Origin of the sequence: Janthinobacterium sp. PSPC3-1, assembly GCF_049896105.1 — a bacterium.
GTDB lineage: Bacteria > Pseudomonadota > Gammaproteobacteria > Burkholderiales > Burkholderiaceae_D > Janthinobacterium.
Genome location: NZ_JAFCTQ010000051.1, coordinates 1 through 20,498, shown reverse-complemented (window position 1 = coordinate 20,498; position 20,498 = coordinate 1). Strand labels below are relative to the sequence as shown.

Sequence of the window (20,498 nt, the reverse complement as noted above, 5' to 3'; positions counted from 1 at the left end):
ATTAAGGCAGCAGCTTGCCGACTTTGACATGGGCGAGCAGATCGGTCACCGAGGTCTGCATCGTGTCGGTGAACGGCGCTGGGTACAGACCCATCACGAGCACGGCGATGGCCAGCACGGCAAGCATGAAGAATTCACGCTTGTTGACGTCGGTCAGTTCGGCCACATGCTTGTTCTTGATCTTGCCGAACACCACGCGCTTGGCCATCCACAGCGAGTACGCCGCGCCCCAGATCAGTGCCGTCGCAGCCAGCAGGCCGATCCAGAAGTTGAACTGGACCGCGCCCAGGATGACCATGAACTCGCCGACGAAACCGGAGGTCGCCGGCAAGCCGCAGTTGGCCATCGAGAACAGCACGAAGAAGGCGGCAAATTTCGGCATGCGGTTCACGACGCCGCCGTAGTCGGCGATGTTGCGGGTATGCATGCGGTCATACAGCACGCCGATGCACAGGAACATGGCGCCGGAGATAAAGCCGTGCGAAATCATCTGCACGATACCGCCCTGCACCGAGATGTCGTTGAACATGAAGAAGCCCAGGGTCACGAAACCCATGTGGGCGATCGACGAGTAGGCGACCAGTTTTTTCATGTCGGTTTGCACCAGGGCGACCAGGCCGATGTAGATCACGGCGATCAGCGACAGCGCGATCATGAAGCCCGACAGGTAGTGGCTGGCGTCCGGCGTGATCGGCAGCGAAAAACGCAGGAAGCCGTAGGCGCCCAGTTTCAGCATGATGGCGGCCAGCACGGCCGAACCGCCGGTAGGCGCTTCGACGTGGACGTCCGGCAACCAGGTGTGGACCGGGAACATCGGCACTTTCACCGCAAACGCCATCAGGAAGGCCAGGAAGATGAAGATCTGCTGGTTCAAGGTCAGCTTGAACTGATGCCAGGCCAGGATGTCGAAGGTACCCGAGGCATTGCGCAGGTAGATGATGGCGACCAGGGTCAGCAGCGAACCGAAGAAGGTGTACAGGAAGAACTTGAACGAGGCGTACACGCGGTTCGAACCACCCCAGATACCGATAATGATGAACATCGGGATCAGGGTTGCTTCAAAGAAGAAGTAGAACAGCAAACCGTCCAGCGCGCAGAACACGCCGATCATCAGGCCCGACAGGATCAGGAAGGCCCCCATGTACTGGGCGATGCGCTTCTCGATCACTTCCCAGGCCGAGATCACGACGATCACGGTGATGAAGGCGGTCAGCGGCACGAACCACAGCGACAGGCCGTCGATACCCAGGGAGTACCAGATATTGAAGGTTTCAATCCAGGGCGCTTTTTCGACGAACTGCATGCCGTGCGCGGCATTGTCGAAATGCTGGATCAGCGGCAAGGTGCACAGCATGCTGAGCACCGCGCCAGCCAGCGACAGCCAGCGGGTAAAACCCGCTTTGCTGTCACGGCCGAGAGCCAGGACCAGGACGCCGCAAATGATCGGCACCCAGATCGACAGACTCAGGTAAGGAGGTAGTGTAGAAATCGTAGACTGCATCATGGTTCTCAGTATTCTTTTATCAGGTCAGCTTACTTAGCGGGCCAGAATGGCAGGAAATAGATCAGGGCGGCCAGCACGCCGAGGATCATCACGAACGCGTAGTGATAGATGTAACCCGTCTGCAAACCACGCGACAGCGACGAGATCCAGCCCACCAGCTTGGCGCTGCCATTGACCAGCAGACCGTCGATGAGCTTCTTGTCACCGAAGTTCCACAGGCCATTGCCCAACACGCGGGCGCCGCCGGCAAACACGACTTCATTGAACTTGTCCATGTAGTACTTGTTGTCCAGCAGGGTGTGGATCGCGTGGAACTTGGCGAAGAACCAGGCCGGTACGCGCGGATTGATCATGTAGCAGTAGTAAGCCGCCACCACGCCGGACAGGGCCAGCCAGAACGGCGCCGTCGACAGGCCGTGGATCGCCATCGCCATTGCACCGTGGAACTCATGCGACAACTCTTCCATCGCAGGATGGTTTTCGCCGACAAAGATCACGCCCTTGAAGAAGTCGCCATGCAGCATCGGGCCGATGGTGAAGTAACCGATCACCAGCGAAGGAATCGCCAGCATCACCAGCGGGAACCAGACCACGAATGGCGATTCATGCGGTTTCTGGCCAGGCGCCAGGCCGTGGTGGGCGTGGTCGTCTTCCTCTTCCTCATGATGGTCGTCATGCGCATCGCCGTGGGCGCCGTGCGCTGCTTTTGGTGCGTGATGGTCGTCATGACCGTGCGCATGCGCCTGGCCGAAACGTTCCTTGCCGTGGAAGACCAGGAAATACATGCGGAACGAGTAGAAGGCGGTGACGAACACGCCAGCCAGCACGGCGAACTGGGCAAAGCCCGCGCCCCAGATATGGGTCGCTTCGACCGCTTCGATAATGCTGTCTTTCGAGTAGAAACCCGAGAACAGCGGCGTACCGATCAGGGCCAGCGAACCGACCAGCGAAGTAATCCAGGTGATCGGCATGTATTTGCGCAAGCCACCCATGTTGCGGATGTCCTGGTCATGGTGCATGCCGATGATGACGGAACCGGCGCCCAGGAACAGCAGTGCCTTGAAGAATGCGTGGGTCATCAGGTGGAACACGGCCACCGAGTAGGCCGACGAGCCGAGCGCGACTGTCATATAGCCGAGCTGCGACAGGGTCGAGTAAGCCACCACGCGCTTGATGTCGTTCTGGATAATGCCCAGGAAACCCATGAACAGCGCCGTGATGGAACCGATCACCAGGATGAAGGACAAGGCCGTGTCGGACAGTTCGAACAGCGGCGACATGCGCGAGACCATGAAGATACCGGCCGTCACCATCGTCGCGGCGTGGATCAGTGCCGAGATCGGGGTAGGACCTTCCATCGAGTCAGGCAGCCACACGTGCAGCGGGAACTGCGCCGACTTGCCCATCGCGCCGATAAACAGGCAGATGCAGGCAACCGTCAGCAGGGCCCAGTCGGTACCCGGCAGGCTCAGCAGCGCCAGTTCGTCTTTCTTGGCGAATACTTCCTGGTAGTTCATGGTGCCGGCGTAGGCCAGCAGCAGGCCGATGCCGAGGATAAAGCCGAAGTCGCCCACGCGGTTGACCAGGAAAGCCTTCATGTTGGCCACGATGGCGGTCGGACGCTGGTACCAGAAACCGATCAGCAGATACGAGACCAAGCCCACGGCTTCCCAACCGAAGAACAGTTGCAGGAAGTTGTTGGCCATGACCAGCATCAGCATCGAGAAGGTGAACAGCGAGATGTAGGCGAAGAAGCGGTTGTAGCCTTCGTCGTCCTTCATGTAGCCGATCGTATAGATGTGCACCATCAGCGAGACAAAGGTGACCACGCACATCATCATCGCCGACAGCGAATCGATCTGGAAGCCGACTTCCATCTTCAGGGTGCCGATCGTCATCCAGTTATAGATCGTGCCATTGAATGTCGCGCCGTCCATCACTGCCAGCAGCGTCTGCACGGACAGGATGAACGCGATCAGTACGCCCAGTATCGTCGCGGTATGCGACGTCTTGCGACCGACCAAATTACCCAGGAACTGGGTGCCAAGCAAACCTGCAATCGCGGCACCGGCCAGCGGCGCCAGCGGTACGGCAAGAAGGAGGTTAGGGTTGAGGAGTTGCCCCGCCATGATGAACCTTAATCGTTATTATTCGAGAGATCGAGTCTGAAAAACATCAGCCTTTGAGGCTGTCCAGGTCTTCGACGTTGATGGTATCCAGATTACGGAACATCACCACCAGAATAGCCAGACCGATAGCCGACTCAGCGGCGGCAACCGTCAGGATGAAGAAAACGAAGATCTGACCGGCCGCGTCACCCAGGAAATGGGAAAACGCGATGAAGTTCATGTTCACCGCCAGCAGCATCAATTCGATTGCCATCAGCAATACGATGATGTTCTTGCGGTTCAGGAAAATACCGACGATCGAGATTGCGAACAGGATCGCGCCCAGGACCAAAAAGTGTGTGAGCGTAAGTGTCATGGTGTCTCCTTAACTTCCGGCGCCGCAGGACGCTCGACGACCGGATCCATCTTGATGATCTTCAGGCGGTCGTTACGCTTGACGCGTACGGCATCGCCAGGAGCAAAATGCTTGGTGTCCTTGCGTTTGCGCAACGTCAGTGCAACCGCGGCAACGATGGCCACCAGCAGCACCACAGCGGCGATTTCAAAGGCAAACACATACTGGGTGTAGATCAGCAGGCCCAATTCCTTGGTGCCGCCCAGGTTGATGTTGGCCGGTGCGATGCTAGGCGAAAAGTTGCGGAAACCATGCCACAGCACGGCGGCCATTTCCAGCACGATGATCACGCCCACCGTCACGGACAAAGGCAGATAGCCCCAGAATCCTTCGCGCATGCGGTCGATATTGATATCGAGCATCATGACCACGAACAGGAACAGCACCATCACGGCGCCGACATACACCAACACCAGCACGATGGCCAGGAATTCAGCTTGCAGCAGCATCCAGACGCCTGCCGCGGAAAAGAAGGACAGTACCAGGAACAGTACTGCGTGGACCGGATTACGGGCCGTGATGACGCGCGTCGCTGCCAGGATCAAGATCAGCGAAAAGGCGTAAAACAAAATTGTTTTAAAGTCCATAAAAAACCCAATAGACGTACAGATGAACGAGGGGCGCGCCGCAGCCAGGGGCTACGGCGCATCCATCAGCGATAAGGTGCGTCGGCGGCGCGTGCGGCGGCGATTTCGTTTTCATAACGATCGCCCACGGCCAGCAACATCTCTTTCGTGTAATACAAATCGCCGCGTTTCTCGCCGTGGTATTCCAGCACGTGCGTTTCGACGATCGAATCGACCGGGCAGGACTCTTCGCAGAAACCGCAGAAGATGCACTTGGTCAAATCGATATCGTAGCGCGTGGTACGGCGCGAACCGTCGTCACGCTGCTCCGATTCGATCGTGATGGCCATCGCCGGGCAAACCGCTTCGCACAGTTTGCAGGCGATGCAACGTTCCTCGCCGTTCGGGTAGCGGCGCAGCGCGTGCAAGCCACGGAAGCGCGGCGAGATCGGTGTCTTCTCTTCCGGGAACTGCACCGTGATCTTGCGCGAAAACATGTACTTGCCGGTCAGCGCCATGCCCTTGATCAGCTCGCCTAACAGGAGGCTGCTGAAAAAATCTTTTACCTTATCCATTCGTATGCACTCTCTTACTTCCAAATATTCCAGGATGTCTGCATCCAGGCAGCGACGAAGACCAGGTAGACCAGCGTCAACGGGATAAACACTTTCCAACCGAGGCGCATGATCTGGTCATAACGGTAGCGGGGGAAAGTACCACGCACCCAGACGAACAGCGAGACGATAAAGAAGGTTTTTGCAAACAGCCAGAAGAAGCCGCCGAAACCGCCCCAGAATTCGAGGAAGGCAAACGGTGCGGACCAGCCACCGAGGAACATGATCGAAGCGAGCGCGCCGATCAGGATCATGTTGGCGTATTCGGCCAGCATGAACATGGCGTAGGCCATGCCCGAATATTCGACCATGTGGCCGGCCACGATTTCCGACTCGCCTTCGACCACGTCGAACGGGTGGCGGTTGGCCTCAGCCAGGCCCGACACCAGGTAGATGACGAACATCGGCAGCAGCGGCAGCCAGTTCCACGACAGGAAGTTCACGCCTTTTTCAGCGAAGTAGCCGATCTGCTGGCCGCCGACGATGTCGATGAAGTTCAGGCTGCCCGACACCATCAGCACGATCACCATCACGAAACCCATCGGGATTTCATACGAGATCATCTGTGCCGAGGCGCGCATGGCGCCCATGAACGAGTACTTCGAGTTCGAGGCCCAGCCGGCGATGATGATGCCGTAGACTTCCATCGAGGTGATCGCCAGCAGCAGCAGCAGGCCGGCGTTGACGTTGGCCAGCACCGCTTCCGGGCCGAACGGCACCACCGACCAGGCGGCCAGGGCCGGCATGATGGTCATGATCGGACCGATCACGAACAGGCCCTTGGCGGCCTTGGACGGGATGATGATCTCTTTGAACAAGAGTTTGAGCGCATCGGCGATCGGCTGCAGCAGGCCCAGAGGACCCACGCGGTTCGGACCGACGCGGATCTGGATCCAGCCGATCAGCTTGCGCTCCCACAGGGTGGCGTAAGCAACCAGGCCCATCAACGGCAACAGCACGCACAGGATCTTGATCAGGGTCCAGAAAAACGGCCAGGTCGCACCCAGCAAATCTTGACCGCCGGCATTGATGACGTTTACAAATTCAGGCAGCGCCATCAGATGTTCCCCTCTGCTGTTTCAACTGTGATGTCACCGAACATGCCGCCCAGGCGAGCGGTCGAGGCATGCGCCGCCGACACTTTCACCACATTGGCTGGCAGGCCGGCATGGATGGCCGCCACCAGGATGGCGCTGCCCGCGCCTTGCGCAACCTTGACCTTGTCGCCGGCCTTGATGCCCAGCTTGGCAGCCAGTGCTGGCGACAGGTGGGCTTGCGGCGTGGCGCCGTCGACCGTGCGCAGCAAAGGCTCGGAGCGGCGTACCAAGGCGTCGGCGAAATAGATCGGCACGTCGGCGATGCGTTGCAGCGCCGGCGATGCCGGTGCGTAAGCGGCCGCTTCCGGGGCGTTCCTGGCGATATTGTTCAGCTGTGCCGACAGGTCGGTCACGCCGGCGCCAAACGCTTCGTCGCGGATCGCTTCCGAGGTGTCGTAGTCGAAACCTGGCAGGCCCAGGATATTGCCCAGCACGCGCAGCACTTTCCAGGCCGGACGGGTTTCCGCCAGCGGTTTCACGGTGCCATTGAAACTCTGTGCGCGGCCTTCGCAGTTCACGAAGGTGCCCGAGGTTTCGGCGAACGGCGCGATCGGCAGCAGGACATCGGCGTAATCCATGCCGTGCTTGAAGGCGGACATGGCCACGACCATGTCGGCGCCATCCAGCGCGGCGCGGGCCGCCTGTGGATTGGCGGCATCCAATTCCGGCTCGGCGTGCAGCAGCACGTAGGCTTTTTTCGGTACGGCAAACGCGGCTTGCACATTGGTGCGCGGCTTGGCGACCAGATGGGCGCCGACCGTGTTGGCCGCTTCCGTCAGGTAACCCAGGGTGGCGCCCGTCTGTTCGGCGATCCATTGCGCGGCAGCATGCAGTTGCGACGCTTGCGGGTGTTGCGTTGCCGCATTACCCAGCAGGATGGCGCCATGATCGCCGGCCATCAGGCTGGCGGCGATATTGACGGCCACGTCGGACGCGTTGACGGCGTCAAAACCGGCAGGGGCGGCGATGTCCTTGGCTTTTGCCACGGCAACCACCACTTCCGACAAGGCGGCCAGCCAGTCGCTTGGCGCAACGATCATCTTGTTGGCGATAGTGATCAGCTGATCATCGTCGGAGGCGTGCAGGATCGACAGCTTGGCGCCGCTCTTGACCGAGGCGCGCAGGCGGGTGGCCAGCAGCGGATGGTCCTTGCGCAGGAAGGAGCCGATGACGAAGGCGCGCTTGATCTGGCCAAAGTCGTTGATCGGCATGCCCAGCCAAGGTTTCACATTCGCGTCGAGCGCGAAGTCAAGCTGGCGCAGGCGGAAGTCGACGTGCTCGGAACCGAGACCGTGGACGACTTTTTGCAGCAGGACCAGTTCTTCCACGGTCGAGTGCGGCGTGGCCAGCGCTGCGATGGCGTCGGCGCCATGTTCGTGCTTGATGTTTTTCAGGCCGTGCGCCACGTATTCCAGCGCGGTTTGCCAATCGACTTCTTTCCACTCGTTGCCCTGTTTCAGCATCGGCGAGGTCAGGCGTTCGGCACTGTCCAGCGCTTCATACGAGAAACGGTCCTTGTCCGAGATCCAGCATTCGTTGACGGCGTCGTTTTCCAGCGGCAGCACGCGCTTGACCTTGCCAGCTTTCACTTGCACGATCAGGTTGGCGCCCAGGCCGTCATGCGGGCTGACCGATTTGCGGCGCGACAGTTCCCAGGTACGGGCGCTGTAGCGGAACGGCTTCGAGGTCAAGGCACCCACCGGGCACAGGTCGATCATGTTGCCCGACAGTTCGGAGTCGACCGTCTGGCCCACGAAGGACACGATTTCCGAGTGTTCGCCGCGGCCGATCATGCCCAGCTCCATCACGCCGGCCACTTCCTGGCCAAAGCGTACGCAGCGGGTGCACTGGATGCAGCGCGCCATCTCTTGCATCGAGACCAGCGGGCCGGCTTCCTTCGGTTTCACGACGCGCTTGTCTTCCTTGTAGCGCGATTCGCTCTTGCCGTAGCCGACTGCCAAATCTTGCAACTGGCATTCGCCGCCCTGATCGCAGATAGGGCAATCGAGCGGGTGGTTAATCAACAGGAATTCCATCACGGACTTCTGCGCCTGCACAGCCTTGTCGCTGGCGGAGCGCACGATCATGCCGGCGCTGACCGGGGTCGCGCAAGCGGGCAAAGGCTTGGGGGCCTTTTCCACTTCGACCAGGCACATGCGGCAGTTCGCTGCGATCGACAATTTCTTGTGATAGCAGAAGTGCGGAATGTAGGTTCCCAATTTGTTGGCGGCGTCCATCACCATGCTACCAGCAGGGACTTCGACTTTTTTGCCGTCTATTTCGATTTCAACCATGGTGATCGTTACCTGACGCAGCTTAGATGTAAGCGGGCACTAAGCAATGCTTGTGCTCGACATGATATTCAAATTCTTCACGGAATTGCTTGATGAAGGCCCGTACCGGCATGGCAGCCGCATCGCCCAGCGCGCAAATGGTGCGGCCCTGGATGTTGTCGGCGATCGAGTTGAGCATGTCCAGGTCGTCTGGACGACCCTGCCCCTGCTCGATGCGATGCACCATGCGGTACATCCAGCCTGTGCCTTCACGGCAAGGCGTACACTGGCCGCACGATTCCTCAAAGTAGAAGTAGGACAGGCGTTCCAGCGCCTTGACCATGCAGCGTGTTTCGTCCATCACGATGACGGCGCCGGAGCCCAGCATCGAACCGGCTTTCGCGATCGAGTCGTAGTCCAGGTCGGTCTGCATCATGATGTCGCCGCGGATCACCGGCGCGGACGAGCCGCCAGGAATCACGGCCTTGATTTTCTTGCCACCACGCATGCCGCCTGCCAGTTCCAGCAGTTTGGCAAACGGCGTGCCGAGCGGCACTTCGTAGTTGCCCGGCAATTCCACGTCACCCGAGATCGAGAAGATCTTCGAGCCGCCGTTGTTCGGCTTGCCCATCGCCAGGTATTTCTCCGGACCGATGTTCAGCACGAACGGCACGGCCGCAAAGGTTTCCGTGTTGTTGATGGTGGTCGGCTTGCCGTACAGGCCAAACGAGGCCGGGAACGGCGGCTTGAAGCGCGGCTGGCCTTTCTTGCCTTCCAGGGACTCCAGCAGCGCGGTTTCTTCGCCGCAGATGTAGGCGCCATAACCATGGTGCGCATGCAACTGGAACGAGAATTCGCTGCCCATGATCTTGTCGCCCAGGAAACCGGCGGCGCGCGCCTCTTCCAGCGCTTCTTCGAAACGCAGGTATTCCTGGAAGATCTCGCCGTGGATGTAGTTGTAACCCACGGTGATGCCCATCGCGTAAGCGCCGATGGCCATGCCTTCGATCAGGGCATGGGGATTGTAACGAATGATGTCGCGGTCCTTGAAAGTGCCCGGTTCGCCTTCATCTGTATTGCAGACGAGGTATTTCTGTCCCGGGAACTGGCGCGGCATGAAGCTCCACTTCAGGCCGGTAGGAAAACCCGCGCCGCCACGGCCGCGCAAGGACGACGCCTTGAGGTCGGCGATGATCTGTTCCGGCGTGATCTTCTCTTCCAGGATGCGGCGCAGGGCCGAATAGCCACCGCGGTTCACATAGTCTTGCAAATGCCAGTTCTTGCCATCCAGATCCTTCAGGATCAATGGATCGATATGGCGGTTGTGGAGTGACGTCATTTCTTGAGTTCCTCCAGCATGGCGTCGATCTTCTCGTTCGACATCCAGCTGCACATGGTTTTATTACTGACCAGCAGGACAGGCGCATCGCCGCAAGCGCCCATGCACTCGCCTTCGACCAGCGTGAACTGGCCGTCCGGGGTGGTTTCGCGGAAATCGATGCCCAGCTTCTGCTTCAGGTATTCCGCAGCGCGCACGCCGCCCGACAGGGCGCATGGCAGGTTGGTGCACACGGTGATCTTGTGCTTGCCGACCGGTTTCACGTTGTACATATTGTAGAACGTGGCCACTTCCTGCACGGCAATCGCCGGCATGCGGATATAGTCGGCCAGTTCCTTCATGGTTTCCGGCGCCAGCCAGCCCAGTTCATCCTGGGCATGGGCCAGCGCGGCCATCACGGCCGACTGACGCTGGTCGGCCGGGTACTTGGCCAGCTCGCGGTCAATTTTTTTATAGCATTGCTCTGATAACAACATACTTTTTGCCTCTTAGCGGTCAATACTGCCGAACACGATGTCTTGCGTACCGATGATGGTCACGGCGTCGGCAATCATGTGTCCACGCGCCATTTCGTCGAGCGACTGCAAGTGCGCATAATCGGGTGCCCGCAGCTTCATGCGGTACGGCTTGTTGGCGCCATCGGACACCAGGTAAATGCCGAACTCGCCTTTCGGATGTTCGACCGCGCTGTAGGCTTCGCCCGGCGGCACGTGGAATCCTTCGGTAAACAGCTTGAAGTGGTGAATCAACGATTCCATGTTGGTCTTCATGTCGACACGGCCCGGAGGCGCCACCTTGCGGTTGCTGGTCATGACAGGACCCGGATTGTTGCGCAGCCACTCGACGCACTGCTTGATGATGCGGTTCGACTGGCGCAGCTCTTCCACGCGGACCAGATAGCGGTCGTAGCAATCGCCGTTGGTGCCGACAGGAATGTCGAAGTCCATCAGGTCGTACACTTCGTACGGCTGCTGCTTGCGCAAGTCCCACTGCACGCCCGAGCCGCGCAGCATGGCGCCAGTAAAGCCCATGGCCAGCGCATCTTCCGGCGACACCACGCCGATGCCGACCGTACGCTGTTTCCAGATACGGTTATCGGTCAGCAAGGTTTCGTATTCGTCGACATAGGTCGGGAAACGGCGCGTGAAGTCTTCGATAAAGTCCAGCAAGGAACCCTGGCGATTTTCGTTCAGCTTGGCAATCGCCTTGGCGTTGCGGATGATCGACGCCTTGTGCTGCGGCATCGCATCCGGCAGGTCGCGGTAGACGCCGCCCGGACGGTAGTAGGCCGCGTGCATGCGCGCGCCCGATACCGCTTCGTAGCAGTCGAACAGGTCTTCGCGGTCGCGGAAGCAGTACAGGAACGGGCCCATCGCGCCGACGTCGAGCGCGTGCGCGCCCAGCCACATCAGGTGGTTCAGCACGCGGGTGATCTCGTCGAACATCACGCGGATGTATTGCGCGCGCAGCGGCACTTCCAGGCCCAGCAGCTTTTCGATCGCCATCACATAGGCGTGTTCATTGCACATCATCGACACATAGTCGAGACGGTCCATGTACGGCACCGATTGCAGATAGGTCTTCTGTTCGGCCAGTTTCTCGGTGGCGCGGTGCAGCAGGCCGATATGGGGGTCGGCACGCTGGATGACTTCGCCATCGAGCTCGAGCACCAGGCGCAGCACGCCGTGCGCGGCCGGGTGCTGCGGCCCAAAGTTCAGGGTGTAATTCTTAATCTCAGCCATTATTTCATCCCGTAATGTTCTTCGCGGATCACGCGCGGCACGTTTTCCCGCGGCTCGATCGTCACGGGCTGGTAAATCACGCGTTTCTGTTCCGGGTCGTAGCGCATCTCGACATAGCCGGAGACCGGGAAGTCCTTGCGGAACGGATGGCCGATGAAACCGTAGTCGGTCAGGATGCGGCGCAAGTCGTTATGACCTTCGAACAGGATACCCAGCAGGTCGAACGCTTCGCGCTCGTACCAGTTGACCGAACGCCAGATGTTCACCACCGACGGCAGCAGCGGCATGTCGTCGTCGGGCGCGAACACGCGCACGCGCACGCGCCAGTTGTGCTTGACGGACAGCAAATGCGACACGGCCGCATAGCGCAGGCCGGTCCAGGCGCCGTCGCCATAGGTCAGGTAGTCGACGCCGCACAGGTCGAGCATCTGCTCGAAATGCAGGGTCGGATCGTCGCGCAAGGTCTGCATCACGGCCAGGTAGTCCTCGGCCTTGACGACCAGGGTGACTTCGCCCAGCGCAACGGTCGTGCTAACGCGTTCGCCCAGGGCAGTGCCGAGGGCGTTTTGCAATACTTCTAAATGTGTTGTCATAATCTGAAGCGGCCCGGTTAGCGTGCGATCGTGCTGGTACGCTTGATCTTGTTCTGCAGTTGCATGATGCCGTACAGCAGCGCTTCGGCTGTCGGAGGGCAGCCAGGCACATACACGTCAACGGGAACGATGCGGTCGCAACCGCGCACCACGGAATACGAATAATGGTAGTACCCGCCGCCATTGGCGCAGGAACCCATCGAGATGACCCAGCGCGGCTCGGCCATCTGGTCGTAGACCTTGCGCAGTGCCGGCGCCATCTTGTTGCACAACGTGCCTGCAACGATCATCACGTCGGACTGACGCGGCGATGGACGGAACACGACGCCGAAGCGGTCCATGTCGTAGCGGGCTGCGCCCACGTGCATCATTTCGACCGCACAGCAGGCCAGACCGAACGTCATCGGGAACATCGACCCGGTACGCGCCCAGTTGATCAGCTTGTCGGCCGAGGTGGTGATGAAACCTTCGCTTAATACGCCTTCAATAGCCATGGCTTATTCCCAGTCAAGGGCACCTTTCTTCCAAATGTACCAAAATCCGACCGCGAATTCGGCGATAAACACCATCATCGTGACGAAACCGGCCCAGCCCAGGTCGCGCATTGCCACGCCCCACGGGAAAAAGAATGCCGTTTCCAGATCGAACAAAATAAACAGGATTGCAACCAGATAGTAGCGCACATCAAATTTCATGCGCGCGTCTTCGAATGCCTCAAAACCACATTCGTACGGGGAGAGTTTTGCTGCGTCAGGCCGGTGAGGGCCCAGGATGCGGCCCAGGACCTGGGGCGCGATGCCGACACCGAGGCCGACAAGAATAAACAGCAGGACGGGGAAGTAATTTTCGAGGTTCACGATTTGATGAGCTTATATTGAACGATCGGTTAAATGAGGACGCCGCGGTGATTTGCGGCGTATCTAACGCACGATCCCAATCAGGGCTACGATCAGGATCGAACGACACATCCTCGTAAAAAAAGCCAGCAACTTTGAACGAGCCATGGCTCGTGCGCCGTTGCTGGCTTCTGATTTCTGGTGCCGACGACGAGACTCGAACTCGTACAGCTTTCGCCACTACCCCCTCAAGATAGCGTGTCTACCAATTTCACCACGTCGGCGGTAAGGCCCGTATTCTACTCTGCTTTGCTGCCAAAGTTAATGCACAAATGCATTAAATACAGATTAAAAACGATAAATTTTTACAGCTAATGCCTCTGAACTGCGTTTTCCTACCGTGCTGCCAAAACATTGAGCAATATTCTGCCCGTAATGAGAATTACTCTCGACAAGCACTCCGGATTACTTCGGAATCGTGTTTGCCGGGGTTTCGGCAGCCGGTGCGGCCGCTGGCGCAGCCGGCAAGGTCGCCGCCGGCACACCCGTCGCTGGCGCCACCGGCGCGGCCGGAGCGGCACCAGGAATGGCGCCGGCGCCGGTCACCGGCACGGGCTTGACAACCTTGTCCATCACGCCGCCGCCCACCGTGGTGGCGCGCTGGTTGGCCATCAGCGACAGCGCCAGCGTGGCGCCGAAGAAGATGGCGGCGGCCACGCCGGTCGACTTCGACATGAAGTTCGACGAACCCGTCGCACCGAACAGGCTGCCGGACGCGCCGGAACCGAAGGCGGCACCCATGTCGGCACCCTTGCCATGCTGCAGCAATACCAGCGCAATAATCGACAAAGCGGACACTACCTGTACCACCACTACCAGATTGAACATCATGTTCATTGCAATTCCATTCTTAGTTTAAAGTAATTCAATCAGCGGCGTGAATAATCGCCAGGAAATCCGCCGCCTTCAATGCCGCCCCACCGATCAGACCGCCATCGATATCCGGCATTGCCATCAATTCTTTCGCGTTCTCCGGCTTCATGCTGCCGCCGTACAGGATCTGCACGCCAGCGGCCGCTACCGCATTCTTTGCCGCCAGATGGCCGCGCAATACCTGGTGCACTTCCTGGGCCATTTGCGGCGTGGCCGTCTTGCCCGTTCCGATGGCCCAGACCGGCTCGTAAGCCAGCACCAGTTTCGCCACGTCGGCCTCGCCGATGGCCGCCAGCACCACATTCAGCTGCTTGGCCACCACGGCGTCGGTCTGCCCTGCTTCGCGTTCGTCGAGATGCTCGCCGATGCAGACGATGGGCGTGATGCCCGCCGCCAGCGCCGCCACCGTCTTGGCCGCCACCTGCGCGTCGGTTTCGCCATGGTAGGCGCGCCGCTCGGAGTGCCCCAGGATCACGTAGCTGCTGGCAAAATCCTGCAGCATCGCGGTCGAGATTTCGCCCGTGTAGGCGCCGCTGGCTTGCGCGGAAACATCCTGCGCGCCCCAGGCCAGGCTTGAACCTGTCAATTGCGCCTGGCACTGCGCCAGATAAGGCGCGGGCACACAGACGGCGCTGGCGGCGCCATCGGCGCCCAGGCCAGCGACTATTTCAGACAATAACACCGCGTTCGAGGTGCGACTGCCGTTCATTTTCCAATTTCCGACGACGAGTTTGCGACGCATAGTAGCCTAAATTTTAATAACCCGTCATTCTAACGCTACCACTGTTGGCGGTCAAACCGCTAGCTGCTGCTTTCAAGCAACTTGCAACATGATCTTGCCAATGTGGGTGCTCGCTTCCATCAGCGCATGCGCCTCGCTGGCCTTGTCCAAGGGGAAGGTTTTATAGATCACGGGCTTGATCCTGCCGGCCTCGATCAGCGGCCAGACCGTCTCGCGCAAATGCCGCGCAATCGCCGCCTTGAACGCCACCGAACGGGGCCGCAAGGTCGAACCGGTCACCGTCAGGCGGCGGCGCAGCAAGGTGCCCAGGTCCAGCTCGGCCCTGGTGCCGCCCTGCACCGCGATCAGGCCGATGCGGCCGTCGTCGGCCAGGCAGGCGATTTCGCGCGGCAGGTAGTCGCCGCCGACCATGTCGAGGATGACGTCGACACCTTTGCCATCGGTCAGCTCCTTGACGACGGCGACGAAATCTTCGGTACGGTAATTGATGCCGCGCTCGGCGCCCAGTGCCTCGCAGGCGCGCGCTTTTTCATCGCTGCCGGCGGTGGCGAACACGCGGTGGCCGAGCGCGCTGGCCAGCTGGATCGCCGCCACGCCGATGCCCGAGCTGCCGCCCTGCACCAGCAAGGTATCGCCGCCCGACAGCGCGCAGCGGTCGAACACATTGCTCCAGACGGTAAAGAAGTTTTCCGGCAAGGACGCGCCTTCGAGCGCCGTCAAGCCTTTCGGCAGCGGCAGGCACTGGCCGGCGGGCGCGACACAGTATTCGGCATAGCCGCCGCCCTGCACCAGCGCACAGACCAGGTCGCCCACCTTGAAACCGGTGCCCTCGAAATCACCATCGACCAGTTCGCCCGCCACTTCCAGGCCGGGCAGGTCGGAAGCGCCGGGCGGCGGCGCATACTTGCCCAGGCGCTGCAGCACGTCGGGACGGTTGATGCCGGCCGCGTGCACCTTGATCAGCAGCTCACCCGCCTTCCATGCCGGCCGGGGCCGTTCGGCGATTTGCAGGACATCGGAGGGACCGGGCTGACTGATTTCAATGGCGCGCATGGCAAGGCACTTTCAAAGGGAAAGTGCGATTGTACGCCAAGCCTGCGCGCCTTGCAGACGCCTACTCGGCTCCCGTTTTCGAGCTGCGCGGCAGTGGCGTGCCGGGCTTCCACCTGGCCGACAAGGCCTGCCCTTCCTCCACCTGCTCGTGCGTCATCTTGCGCACCACGGCGGCGCGCTGGTCGGCCGCATTCGAGGAGCCGTTGGCGGCGGCCAGGTTCCACAGCATGTAGGCGATCACATTATCCTGCTGCACCCCGCCCATGTGATAACGGTACATCAGGCCCAGCACCTGCTGCGCTTCGGCATGGTTCTGCTCGGCCGCCTTGCGAAACCAGCTGACGGCCTGCTTGTGGTCCTGCAGCACGGCGTTGCCCGTGTAATACATGGCGCCCACCACATATTGCGCATCGGCCTTGCCTTGCTCGGCCGCCTTGCGGTGCCAGAACATGGCTTGCTTGTAATCCTGAGGCAAGCCGCGCCCCATGTAGTACATCAAGCCCAGCAGGTGCTGGGCATCGGCGTTGCCGGAGGTGGCCAACGGTAGAATTTCCTTGTAGGCCAGCGCATAATTCTTGTTGTTGTAGGCGCTGGCACCTTCGCTGAAGCCGGCCTTGGCCGGCAACTGTATCGCCAACAGCATGCATAGTGTAATGATCAGTTTTTTCATCGGAATGGGATGTGGTCTGACTGCTTTTTATTATCTCGCACGACGGCGGGACACCCGGGAACTCCCTTATTTCCAGCTGACTTTGCCAAGGCCGTCGACGCTGACATCGCGGTTGGCAGGCTTGCCATATACCATTACCGAGCCGAGCCCACTGAGGTTCAGCTTGGCATTGCTGCGGGCATTGACGATGGCGTTGCCCAGGCCACTCAAATCCAGATTGACCGCATCGGCTTCGAATTGTTGCGCATTCAGGCTGCCCAGGCCGCCCAGCGACGCCTTGAGCACGCGGCCACGGCCGCCCAGCACCACCGAACCGGCTCCCTGCAGGTCGAGTTCGGCCTTGTCGTTATTGCCGATCCACAGCTGCATGCTGCCCACGCCGCCCAGGGTGGCGCTCAATTTGCGGTAGTCGCCTACCACTTTCACGCTGCCCGCCCCTTCCAGCGACAGGGTCAGCTCATCGCCCGTAAAACCGGACACGTCGGTGCTGCCGAAGCCTTCCGAGCTCACTTCGCGCAGATTGGGCAAGACCAGGTCGGCGCGGATCGAACCGGGGTTCAGCTTGAAGCCGCGCACTTCCGTTTCGATATGCAAGGTGTCGCCGCTTTGCGCCGTGCTGACGTCGGCGATATAGCGCTTGTCGGCCGTGATGCTCAGCGACGCCACATTGCCCTGGCGGATGCGCACTTCCATCACGCCGTCGAGCTTGACGCGCACCACGCGCGCGTCGACCGTGCGCATTTCCAGCAGGCGCGTTTCGGCGGACACGCCGCGCAGCAGGCCGAAAGTGGCCAGGAAGGCCAGCGCAAAGTGCAGGGTTTTTTTCATTGTATTCCTCGATATCTTGTTTTTATGTGCGACGGCAAGCGGCCACTCTAGCAGCGGCTAATATTGCTGGCAATCACTTATGCGAAGAAGGCTTTTTCAATAGCCGTGAGGCGCTTGGCCTTGACCTGCACGATATGCGCGTCAGGCGTTTTGGCGATGGCCACGCCCTGGTAGCTGGAGCTGGCCACTTGCACGGCGGGCGCCGGCGCGTAGCAGCTGGCGCCGAGCAGGACGGCGGCGGTGATGACGATGGCTTCCATGTGTTTGGCGACGTTCATGTTGTTCTCCTCGGGGTGTCTGGCTGCGGTATGTGAGCACTATAGCCATACCGCTTGCGCCAGACACGCCGATTGCGACGAACTGCAATTTTGGCGGCATGGCCGGACAAAATCGCCGATGAGCGCGCAAACAGTCGATCTACATCAGAACTCTTCCCACTCGTCGGCGGCAGGCTTCGACGCCTTGACCAGCTTTGTCGCGCGGACGGCAGGCAGGGCCCTGGCCTGGGCACGCGGCGCGGCAACGGCAGCCGCCGGGCGCGCTTTCACCGGCCTGGCCGGCGCACTGTCTGCTACCGTATCGCCGAGGCGGAACATGCCGACCGCCTGCGCCAGGTCCACCGCCTGCTCCTGCAGGCTTTCGGCGGCGGCCGCGGCCTGCTCGACCAGCGCGGCATTTTGCTGCGTCATGGTGTCCATGTGCGTGACGGCCGTATTGATCTCGCCGATGCCGGCGCTCTGTTCGCGGCTGGCGACCGTGATCTCGCTCATGATGGTGGCCAGTTGCTGCACCGACGCCACTACCTGGCCCATGGTCTGGCCCGCTTCATCGACGAGGCGGCCACCGGCGCCCACTTTTTCCACCGAGTCGCCGATCAGTTCCTTGATTTCTTTCGCGGCCTGGCTCGAACGCTGCGCCAGGTTGCGCACTTCCGACGCCACCACCGCAAAGCCCCTGCCCTGTTCGCCGGCGCGCGCCGCCTCGACGGCCGCGTTCAGCGCCAGGATATTCGTCTGGAAGGCGATGCCGTCGATCACGCCGATGATGTCGACGATCTTGCGCGAGCTTTCCTGGATGCCGGCCATGGTGCCCACCACCTGCTGCACCACTACACCTCCCTTGGCCGCCACTTGCGAGGCGGACACGGCCAGCTCATTGGCCGCATGCGCGTTTTCCGCATTCTGTTTCACGGTGGAAGTCAACTCGTCCATCGAGCTGGCGGTTTGCTCCAGCGCGCCCGCCTGCGCTTCCGTGCGCGACGACAGGTCGGCATTGCCGGCAGCGATATCGGCCGACTCGCTGCGCACCAGGGCGCTGATGCTGCGGATCTGCACCAGCACGGTGGCAATCTTTTCCACGAACAAGTTGAAGGCCTTGGCGATCTGCGCCAGCTCGTCCGTGCCAGTGGCATCGAGTCGGCTGGTCAGGTCGCCGTCGCCGGTGGCGATCGCGTTCAGCGCATCGCGCACCAGGCCCAGGCGGCGCAAGGCGCGTGCCACCAGGGCGCTCAGCACGGTGGCGGCCAGCACCAGCACCAGCAAGGCGGTCAGGGCCGAGGCGCGCAGCATCGAGGTCAGGGCATGCGTCGCTTCCGCACGGTCGAGCACGGTGGCCAGCAGCCAGTCACTGCCCGGCACTTTACTCACATGCAAGATGCCTTCGCGCTCGCCCAGGCGGATGGTCTCGCTGTCGCCACTCTTTTCAATCTCGGCCAGCGCCTGCGAGGTCAGCTTGCCGTCGAGTTCGGACAATGGCTTCAAGGTCAGCTTGTCATCCGGGTGGGCGATGATCTTGCCGCCGCCATCGACCAGGAAGGCATAGCTGGACGGTGTGGGCTTGATCGAGGCGACGTTTTTCACGACGACATCCATCATCACGTCAGCCGCCAGCACGCCGGCGGGATTACCCTTGTCGCCCAGCGGTTCGGCAAAGGTCACCACCAGCTTGCCCGTGCTGGCGCCGATATATGGCGTCGTGATGATCGGTCCGCCGGTTGCCAGCGCCTGCTTGTACCAGGGGCGCGCCGTCGGGTCATAGTCGGCGGCGCGCTTGCGCTCCTGCGAAAACACCGCATGCTTGTCGGCAAAACCGACATACGCCATGTCGAAGATGCCGGCCTGCTCGGCCGCTTTCAGGGATGGCAGCGGATCTTCCTGCTGGGCGCCGATTTTCATCGACGCCACCACCGCCTGTTTCGAACGCAACCATTCGGCAATCGCTTGCGCATGGCTGTGCGACAGCTGCTGCATCTGTGTATCGAGCGCGGCCAGGGTACTGCTGCGGGTGGTAAAGAAGTTGGCGATGGCGACGGCCAGCATGGCCAGCACGACGATGGAAACGGCAATGGCGATCAACCGGGCCTTGAGGGAGGACAACATTGGGGCATCCAATAAAAAAGGAAAATCGAAGGGATGCGCCATCGTCAGCGATTACTATTTTGTCGTCAAGAAATACTAACTCTCAATTACCTGGAAACAACAAATGATATTCAAATGCAGAGGATCAGCGTGATTCCATATCGCCGCGCAGCTTGCGCAGGGCCGGCGACTCGCCGCCGGTCGCTTCGATGCGAAAACGCGCATAGGCCTGTTCCAGCTCGGGCAGGCGGCGCAGGCTGCCTTCCGTAAATAGCCGCGCGCCAGGGATATGGCCCCATGCCAGCGGCATGCTCAGCGTGCCTGCCATGGCCTGCGCCAGCAACGGCCGCAGCGCACTGTACAGGTCCGCCGCCTCCGCCTCACCGGGCGCCAGACGTGCCAGCAGCTGTTCCAGCTCCACCGCGCGCGCCTGTAATAGTTGTTGGTCCATATTGCCTCCTCAGTTGGTAATGGTGCCGACCAGCACCGGGGCGGACCACAATTTCCGGTTGGGCAGCAGATACTGCAAGGCGCCACCCTTGCGCCGCACCAGCCCGCCCAGCTCTTCGGTCGGCGCCACCGGGCTGACGAAGACGGTCACCGGGCCATGCGGCGTCACCTGATAGACATCATACAGCGGCGCTTCGCTCTTGAGCGGCAGCCCGAAGCAGTCGGCCAAGGTGCCGCAGTCGCCACTGCCATTCTGCAACTGCTGGCCGGTCGTGAAATAAGGTGAATACGGAGACACGCTGTAAGCGCTCCACGAACCCCAGCCTGTTCAGCTAGGCAGATCGCTGGTTAAATCGGGGGTATGCAAATCCTTCACAT

The 20,498-nt window shown here is 60.6% G+C and carries 22 protein-coding genes and 1 tRNA gene; all 23 read right to left on the bottom strand.

The features are described 5' to 3' along the window. Position 1: 1 nt before the first annotated feature. On the bottom strand, positions 2–1,504 hold the full coding sequence (locus ACP7B7_RS29030) for an NADH-quinone oxidoreductase subunit M (RefSeq protein WP_426079000.1): 1,503 nt from the start codon (positions 1,502–1,504) through the stop codon (positions 2–4). A 29-nt stretch (positions 1,505–1,533) separates the two neighbouring features. Further along, positions 1,534–3,633, bottom strand: coding sequence for an NADH-quinone oxidoreductase subunit L (nuoL, locus tag ACP7B7_RS29025; protein ID WP_426078999.1), 2,100 nt, complete (start codon positions 3,631–3,633; stop codon positions 1,534–1,536). Positions 3,634–3,679: 46 nt separating this feature from the next. After that, a complete protein-coding gene (gene nuoK / locus ACP7B7_RS29020; protein WP_065310662.1) occupies positions 3,680–3,988 on the bottom strand; it encodes an NADH-quinone oxidoreductase subunit NuoK in 309 nt (102 codons plus the stop codon). Beyond that, positions 3,985–4,614, bottom strand: a complete 630-nt coding sequence (locus ACP7B7_RS29015; RefSeq protein WP_426078998.1) for an NADH-quinone oxidoreductase subunit J — start codon at positions 4,612–4,614, stop codon at positions 3,985–3,987. Before ACP7B7_RS29015 ends, nuoK begins: the two co-directional genes overlap by 4 nt. 65 nt (positions 4,615–4,679) lie before the next feature. Continuing rightward, positions 4,680–5,168: an NADH-quinone oxidoreductase subunit NuoI gene (gene nuoI / locus ACP7B7_RS29010; protein WP_065310660.1), complete on the bottom strand. Its 489-nt coding sequence runs from the start codon at positions 5,166–5,168 to the stop codon at positions 4,680–4,682. Between the two features lie 14 nt (positions 5,169–5,182). Then, entirely contained in the window at positions 5,183–6,265 is a 1,083-nt protein-coding gene (nuoH, locus tag ACP7B7_RS29005; protein ID WP_308925414.1) for an NADH-quinone oxidoreductase subunit NuoH, read from the bottom strand. After that, the gene (nuoG, locus tag ACP7B7_RS29000) at positions 6,265–8,598 is read right to left on the bottom strand and encodes an NADH-quinone oxidoreductase subunit NuoG (RefSeq protein WP_426078997.1); all 2,334 of its coding nucleotides are present in this window, start codon (positions 8,596–8,598) and stop codon (positions 6,265–6,267) included. Before nuoG ends, nuoH begins: the two co-directional genes overlap by 1 nt. Before the next feature lie 22 nt (positions 8,599–8,620). Next, complete coding sequence (gene nuoF, locus ACP7B7_RS28995) at positions 8,621–9,916, bottom strand: NADH-quinone oxidoreductase subunit NuoF (protein WP_308925412.1); 1,296 nt, start codon at positions 9,914–9,916, stop codon at positions 8,621–8,623. Then, positions 9,913–10,392, bottom strand: a complete 480-nt coding sequence (nuoE, locus tag ACP7B7_RS28990) for an NADH-quinone oxidoreductase subunit NuoE (protein ID WP_308925411.1) — start codon at positions 10,390–10,392, stop codon at positions 9,913–9,915. The genes nuoF and nuoE overlap by 4 nt, the downstream gene beginning before the upstream one ends. Positions 10,393–10,404: 12 nt before the next feature. After that, positions 10,405–11,658 (bottom strand): NADH-quinone oxidoreductase subunit D, encoded by a 1,254-nt coding sequence (locus ACP7B7_RS28985; RefSeq protein ID WP_065310655.1) that lies wholly within the window; start codon positions 11,656–11,658, stop codon positions 10,405–10,407. Continuing rightward, positions 11,658–12,251 carry an NADH-quinone oxidoreductase subunit C gene (locus tag ACP7B7_RS28980; RefSeq protein WP_308925410.1) on the bottom strand — a complete coding sequence of 198 codons (594 nt, stop codon included), beginning with the start codon at positions 12,249–12,251 and terminating at the stop codon, positions 11,658–11,660. Before ACP7B7_RS28980 ends, ACP7B7_RS28985 begins: the two co-directional genes overlap by 1 nt. A 17-nt stretch (positions 12,252–12,268) precedes the next feature. Continuing rightward, positions 12,269–12,745 carry a NuoB/complex I 20 kDa subunit family protein gene (locus ACP7B7_RS28975; RefSeq protein ID WP_010399733.1) on the bottom strand — a complete coding sequence of 159 codons (477 nt, stop codon included), beginning with the start codon at positions 12,743–12,745 and terminating at the stop codon, positions 12,269–12,271. Positions 12,746–12,748: 3 nt separating this feature from the next. Then, positions 12,749–13,108 carry an NADH-quinone oxidoreductase subunit A gene (locus ACP7B7_RS28970; protein ID WP_065310653.1) on the bottom strand — a complete coding sequence of 120 codons (360 nt, stop codon included), beginning with the start codon at positions 13,106–13,108 and terminating at the stop codon, positions 12,749–12,751. A 178-nt stretch (positions 13,109–13,286) separates the two neighbouring features. Further along, positions 13,287–13,371, bottom strand: a tRNA-Leu gene (locus ACP7B7_RS28965). Positions 13,372–13,552: 181 nt separating this feature from the next. Continuing rightward, on the bottom strand, positions 13,553–13,984 hold the full coding sequence (gene secG, locus ACP7B7_RS28960) for a preprotein translocase subunit SecG (protein ID WP_308925409.1): 432 nt from the start codon (positions 13,982–13,984) through the stop codon (positions 13,553–13,555). Between the two features lie 28 nt (positions 13,985–14,012). Then, positions 14,013–14,762 carry a triose-phosphate isomerase gene (gene tpiA / locus ACP7B7_RS28955; RefSeq protein WP_426078996.1) on the bottom strand — a complete coding sequence of 250 codons (750 nt, stop codon included), beginning with the start codon at positions 14,760–14,762 and terminating at the stop codon, positions 14,013–14,015. Positions 14,763–14,834: 72 nt separating this feature from the next. Beyond that, entirely contained in the window at positions 14,835–15,815 is a 981-nt protein-coding gene (locus ACP7B7_RS28950; RefSeq protein ID WP_426078995.1) for an NAD(P)H-quinone oxidoreductase, read from the bottom strand. A 61-nt stretch (positions 15,816–15,876) separates the two neighbouring features. Further along, a complete protein-coding gene (locus ACP7B7_RS28945) occupies positions 15,877–16,485 on the bottom strand; it encodes a tetratricopeptide repeat protein (protein WP_308925406.1) in 609 nt (202 codons plus the stop codon). A gap of 66 nt (positions 16,486–16,551) precedes the next feature. Beyond that, a complete protein-coding gene (locus ACP7B7_RS28940; protein WP_308925405.1) occupies positions 16,552–17,313 on the bottom strand; it encodes a GIN domain-containing protein in 762 nt (253 codons plus the stop codon). Positions 17,314–17,390: 77 nt separating this feature from the next. Continuing rightward, entirely contained in the window at positions 17,391–17,591 is a 201-nt protein-coding gene (locus tag ACP7B7_RS28935) for a hypothetical protein (RefSeq protein WP_308925404.1), read from the bottom strand. 144 nt (positions 17,592–17,735) lie between these two features. Continuing rightward, positions 17,736–19,691, bottom strand: coding sequence for a methyl-accepting chemotaxis protein (locus tag ACP7B7_RS28930; RefSeq protein ID WP_308925403.1), 1,956 nt, complete (start codon positions 19,689–19,691; stop codon positions 17,736–17,738). Positions 19,692–19,815: 124 nt separating this feature from the next. Continuing rightward, positions 19,816–20,121, bottom strand: a complete 306-nt coding sequence (locus ACP7B7_RS28925) for a hypothetical protein (RefSeq protein ID WP_308925402.1) — start codon at positions 20,119–20,121, stop codon at positions 19,816–19,818. Between the two features lie 9 nt (positions 20,122–20,130). Beyond that, positions 20,131–20,418 (bottom strand): hypothetical protein, encoded by a 288-nt coding sequence (locus ACP7B7_RS28920; protein WP_426078994.1) that lies wholly within the window; start codon positions 20,416–20,418, stop codon positions 20,131–20,133. Positions 20,419–20,498: the final 80 nt, after the last annotated feature.

Excerpts from the sequence above, each read along its gene's own strand:
- tpiA (WP_426078996.1), bottom strand. The coding sequence starts at position 14,762 with ATGCGTCGCAAACTCGTCGTCGGAAATTGGAAAATGAACGGCAGTCGC.
- nuoF (WP_308925412.1), bottom strand. The coding sequence starts at position 9,916 with ATGACGTCACTCCACAACCGCCATATCGATCCATTGATCCTGAAGGAT.
- nuoK (WP_065310662.1), bottom strand. The coding sequence starts at position 3,988 with ATGACACTTACGCTCACACACTTTTTGGTCCTGGGCGCGATCCTGTTC.
- ACP7B7_RS29030 (WP_426079000.1), bottom strand. The coding sequence starts at position 1,504 with ATGATGCAGTCTACGATTTCTACACTACCTCCTTACCTGAGTCTGTCG.
- ACP7B7_RS28935 (WP_308925404.1), bottom strand. The coding sequence starts at position 17,591 with ATGAACGTCGCCAAACACATGGAAGCCATCGTCATCACCGCCGCCGTC.
- nuoE (WP_308925411.1), bottom strand. The coding sequence starts at position 10,392 with ATGTTGTTATCAGAGCAATGCTATAAAAAAATTGACCGCGAGCTGGCC.
- ACP7B7_RS28975 (WP_010399733.1), bottom strand. The coding sequence starts at position 12,745 with ATGGCTATTGAAGGCGTATTAAGCGAAGGTTTCATCACCACCTCGGCC.
- ACP7B7_RS28940 (WP_308925405.1), bottom strand. The coding sequence starts at position 17,313 with ATGAAAAAAACCCTGCACTTTGCGCTGGCCTTCCTGGCCACTTTCGGC.
- nuoH (WP_308925414.1), bottom strand. The coding sequence starts at position 6,265 with ATGGCGCTGCCTGAATTTGTAAACGTCATCAATGCCGGCGGTCAAGAT.
- secG (WP_308925409.1), bottom strand. The coding sequence starts at position 13,984 with ATGAACATGATGTTCAATCTGGTAGTGGTGGTACAGGTAGTGTCCGCT.
- ACP7B7_RS28925 (WP_308925402.1), bottom strand. The coding sequence starts at position 20,121 with ATGGACCAACAACTATTACAGGCGCGCGCGGTGGAGCTGGAACAGCTG.
- ACP7B7_RS28950 (WP_426078995.1), bottom strand. The coding sequence starts at position 15,815 with ATGCGCGCCATTGAAATCAGTCAGCCCGGTCCCTCCGATGTCCTGCAA.
- nuoG (WP_426078997.1), bottom strand. The coding sequence starts at position 8,598 with ATGGTTGAAATCGAAATAGACGGCAAAAAAGTCGAAGTCCCTGCTGGT.
- nuoL (WP_426078999.1), bottom strand. The coding sequence starts at position 3,633 with ATGGCGGGGCAACTCCTCAACCCTAACCTCCTTCTTGCCGTACCGCTG.
- ACP7B7_RS29015 (WP_426078998.1), bottom strand. The coding sequence starts at position 4,614 with ATGGACTTTAAAACAATTTTGTTTTACGCCTTTTCGCTGATCTTGATC.
- ACP7B7_RS28945 (WP_308925406.1), bottom strand. The coding sequence starts at position 16,485 with ATGAAAAAACTGATCATTACACTATGCATGCTGTTGGCGATACAGTTG.
- ACP7B7_RS28980 (WP_308925410.1), bottom strand. The coding sequence starts at position 12,251 with ATGACAACACATTTAGAAGTATTGCAAAACGCCCTCGGCACTGCCCTG.
- nuoI (WP_065310660.1), bottom strand. The coding sequence starts at position 5,168 with ATGGATAAGGTAAAAGATTTTTTCAGCAGCCTCCTGTTAGGCGAGCTG.
- ACP7B7_RS28985 (WP_065310655.1), bottom strand. The coding sequence starts at position 11,658 with ATGGCTGAGATTAAGAATTACACCCTGAACTTTGGGCCGCAGCACCCG.
- ACP7B7_RS28930 (WP_308925403.1), bottom strand. The coding sequence starts at position 19,691 with ATGTTGTCCTCCCTCAAGGCCCGGTTGATCGCCATTGCCGTTTCCATC.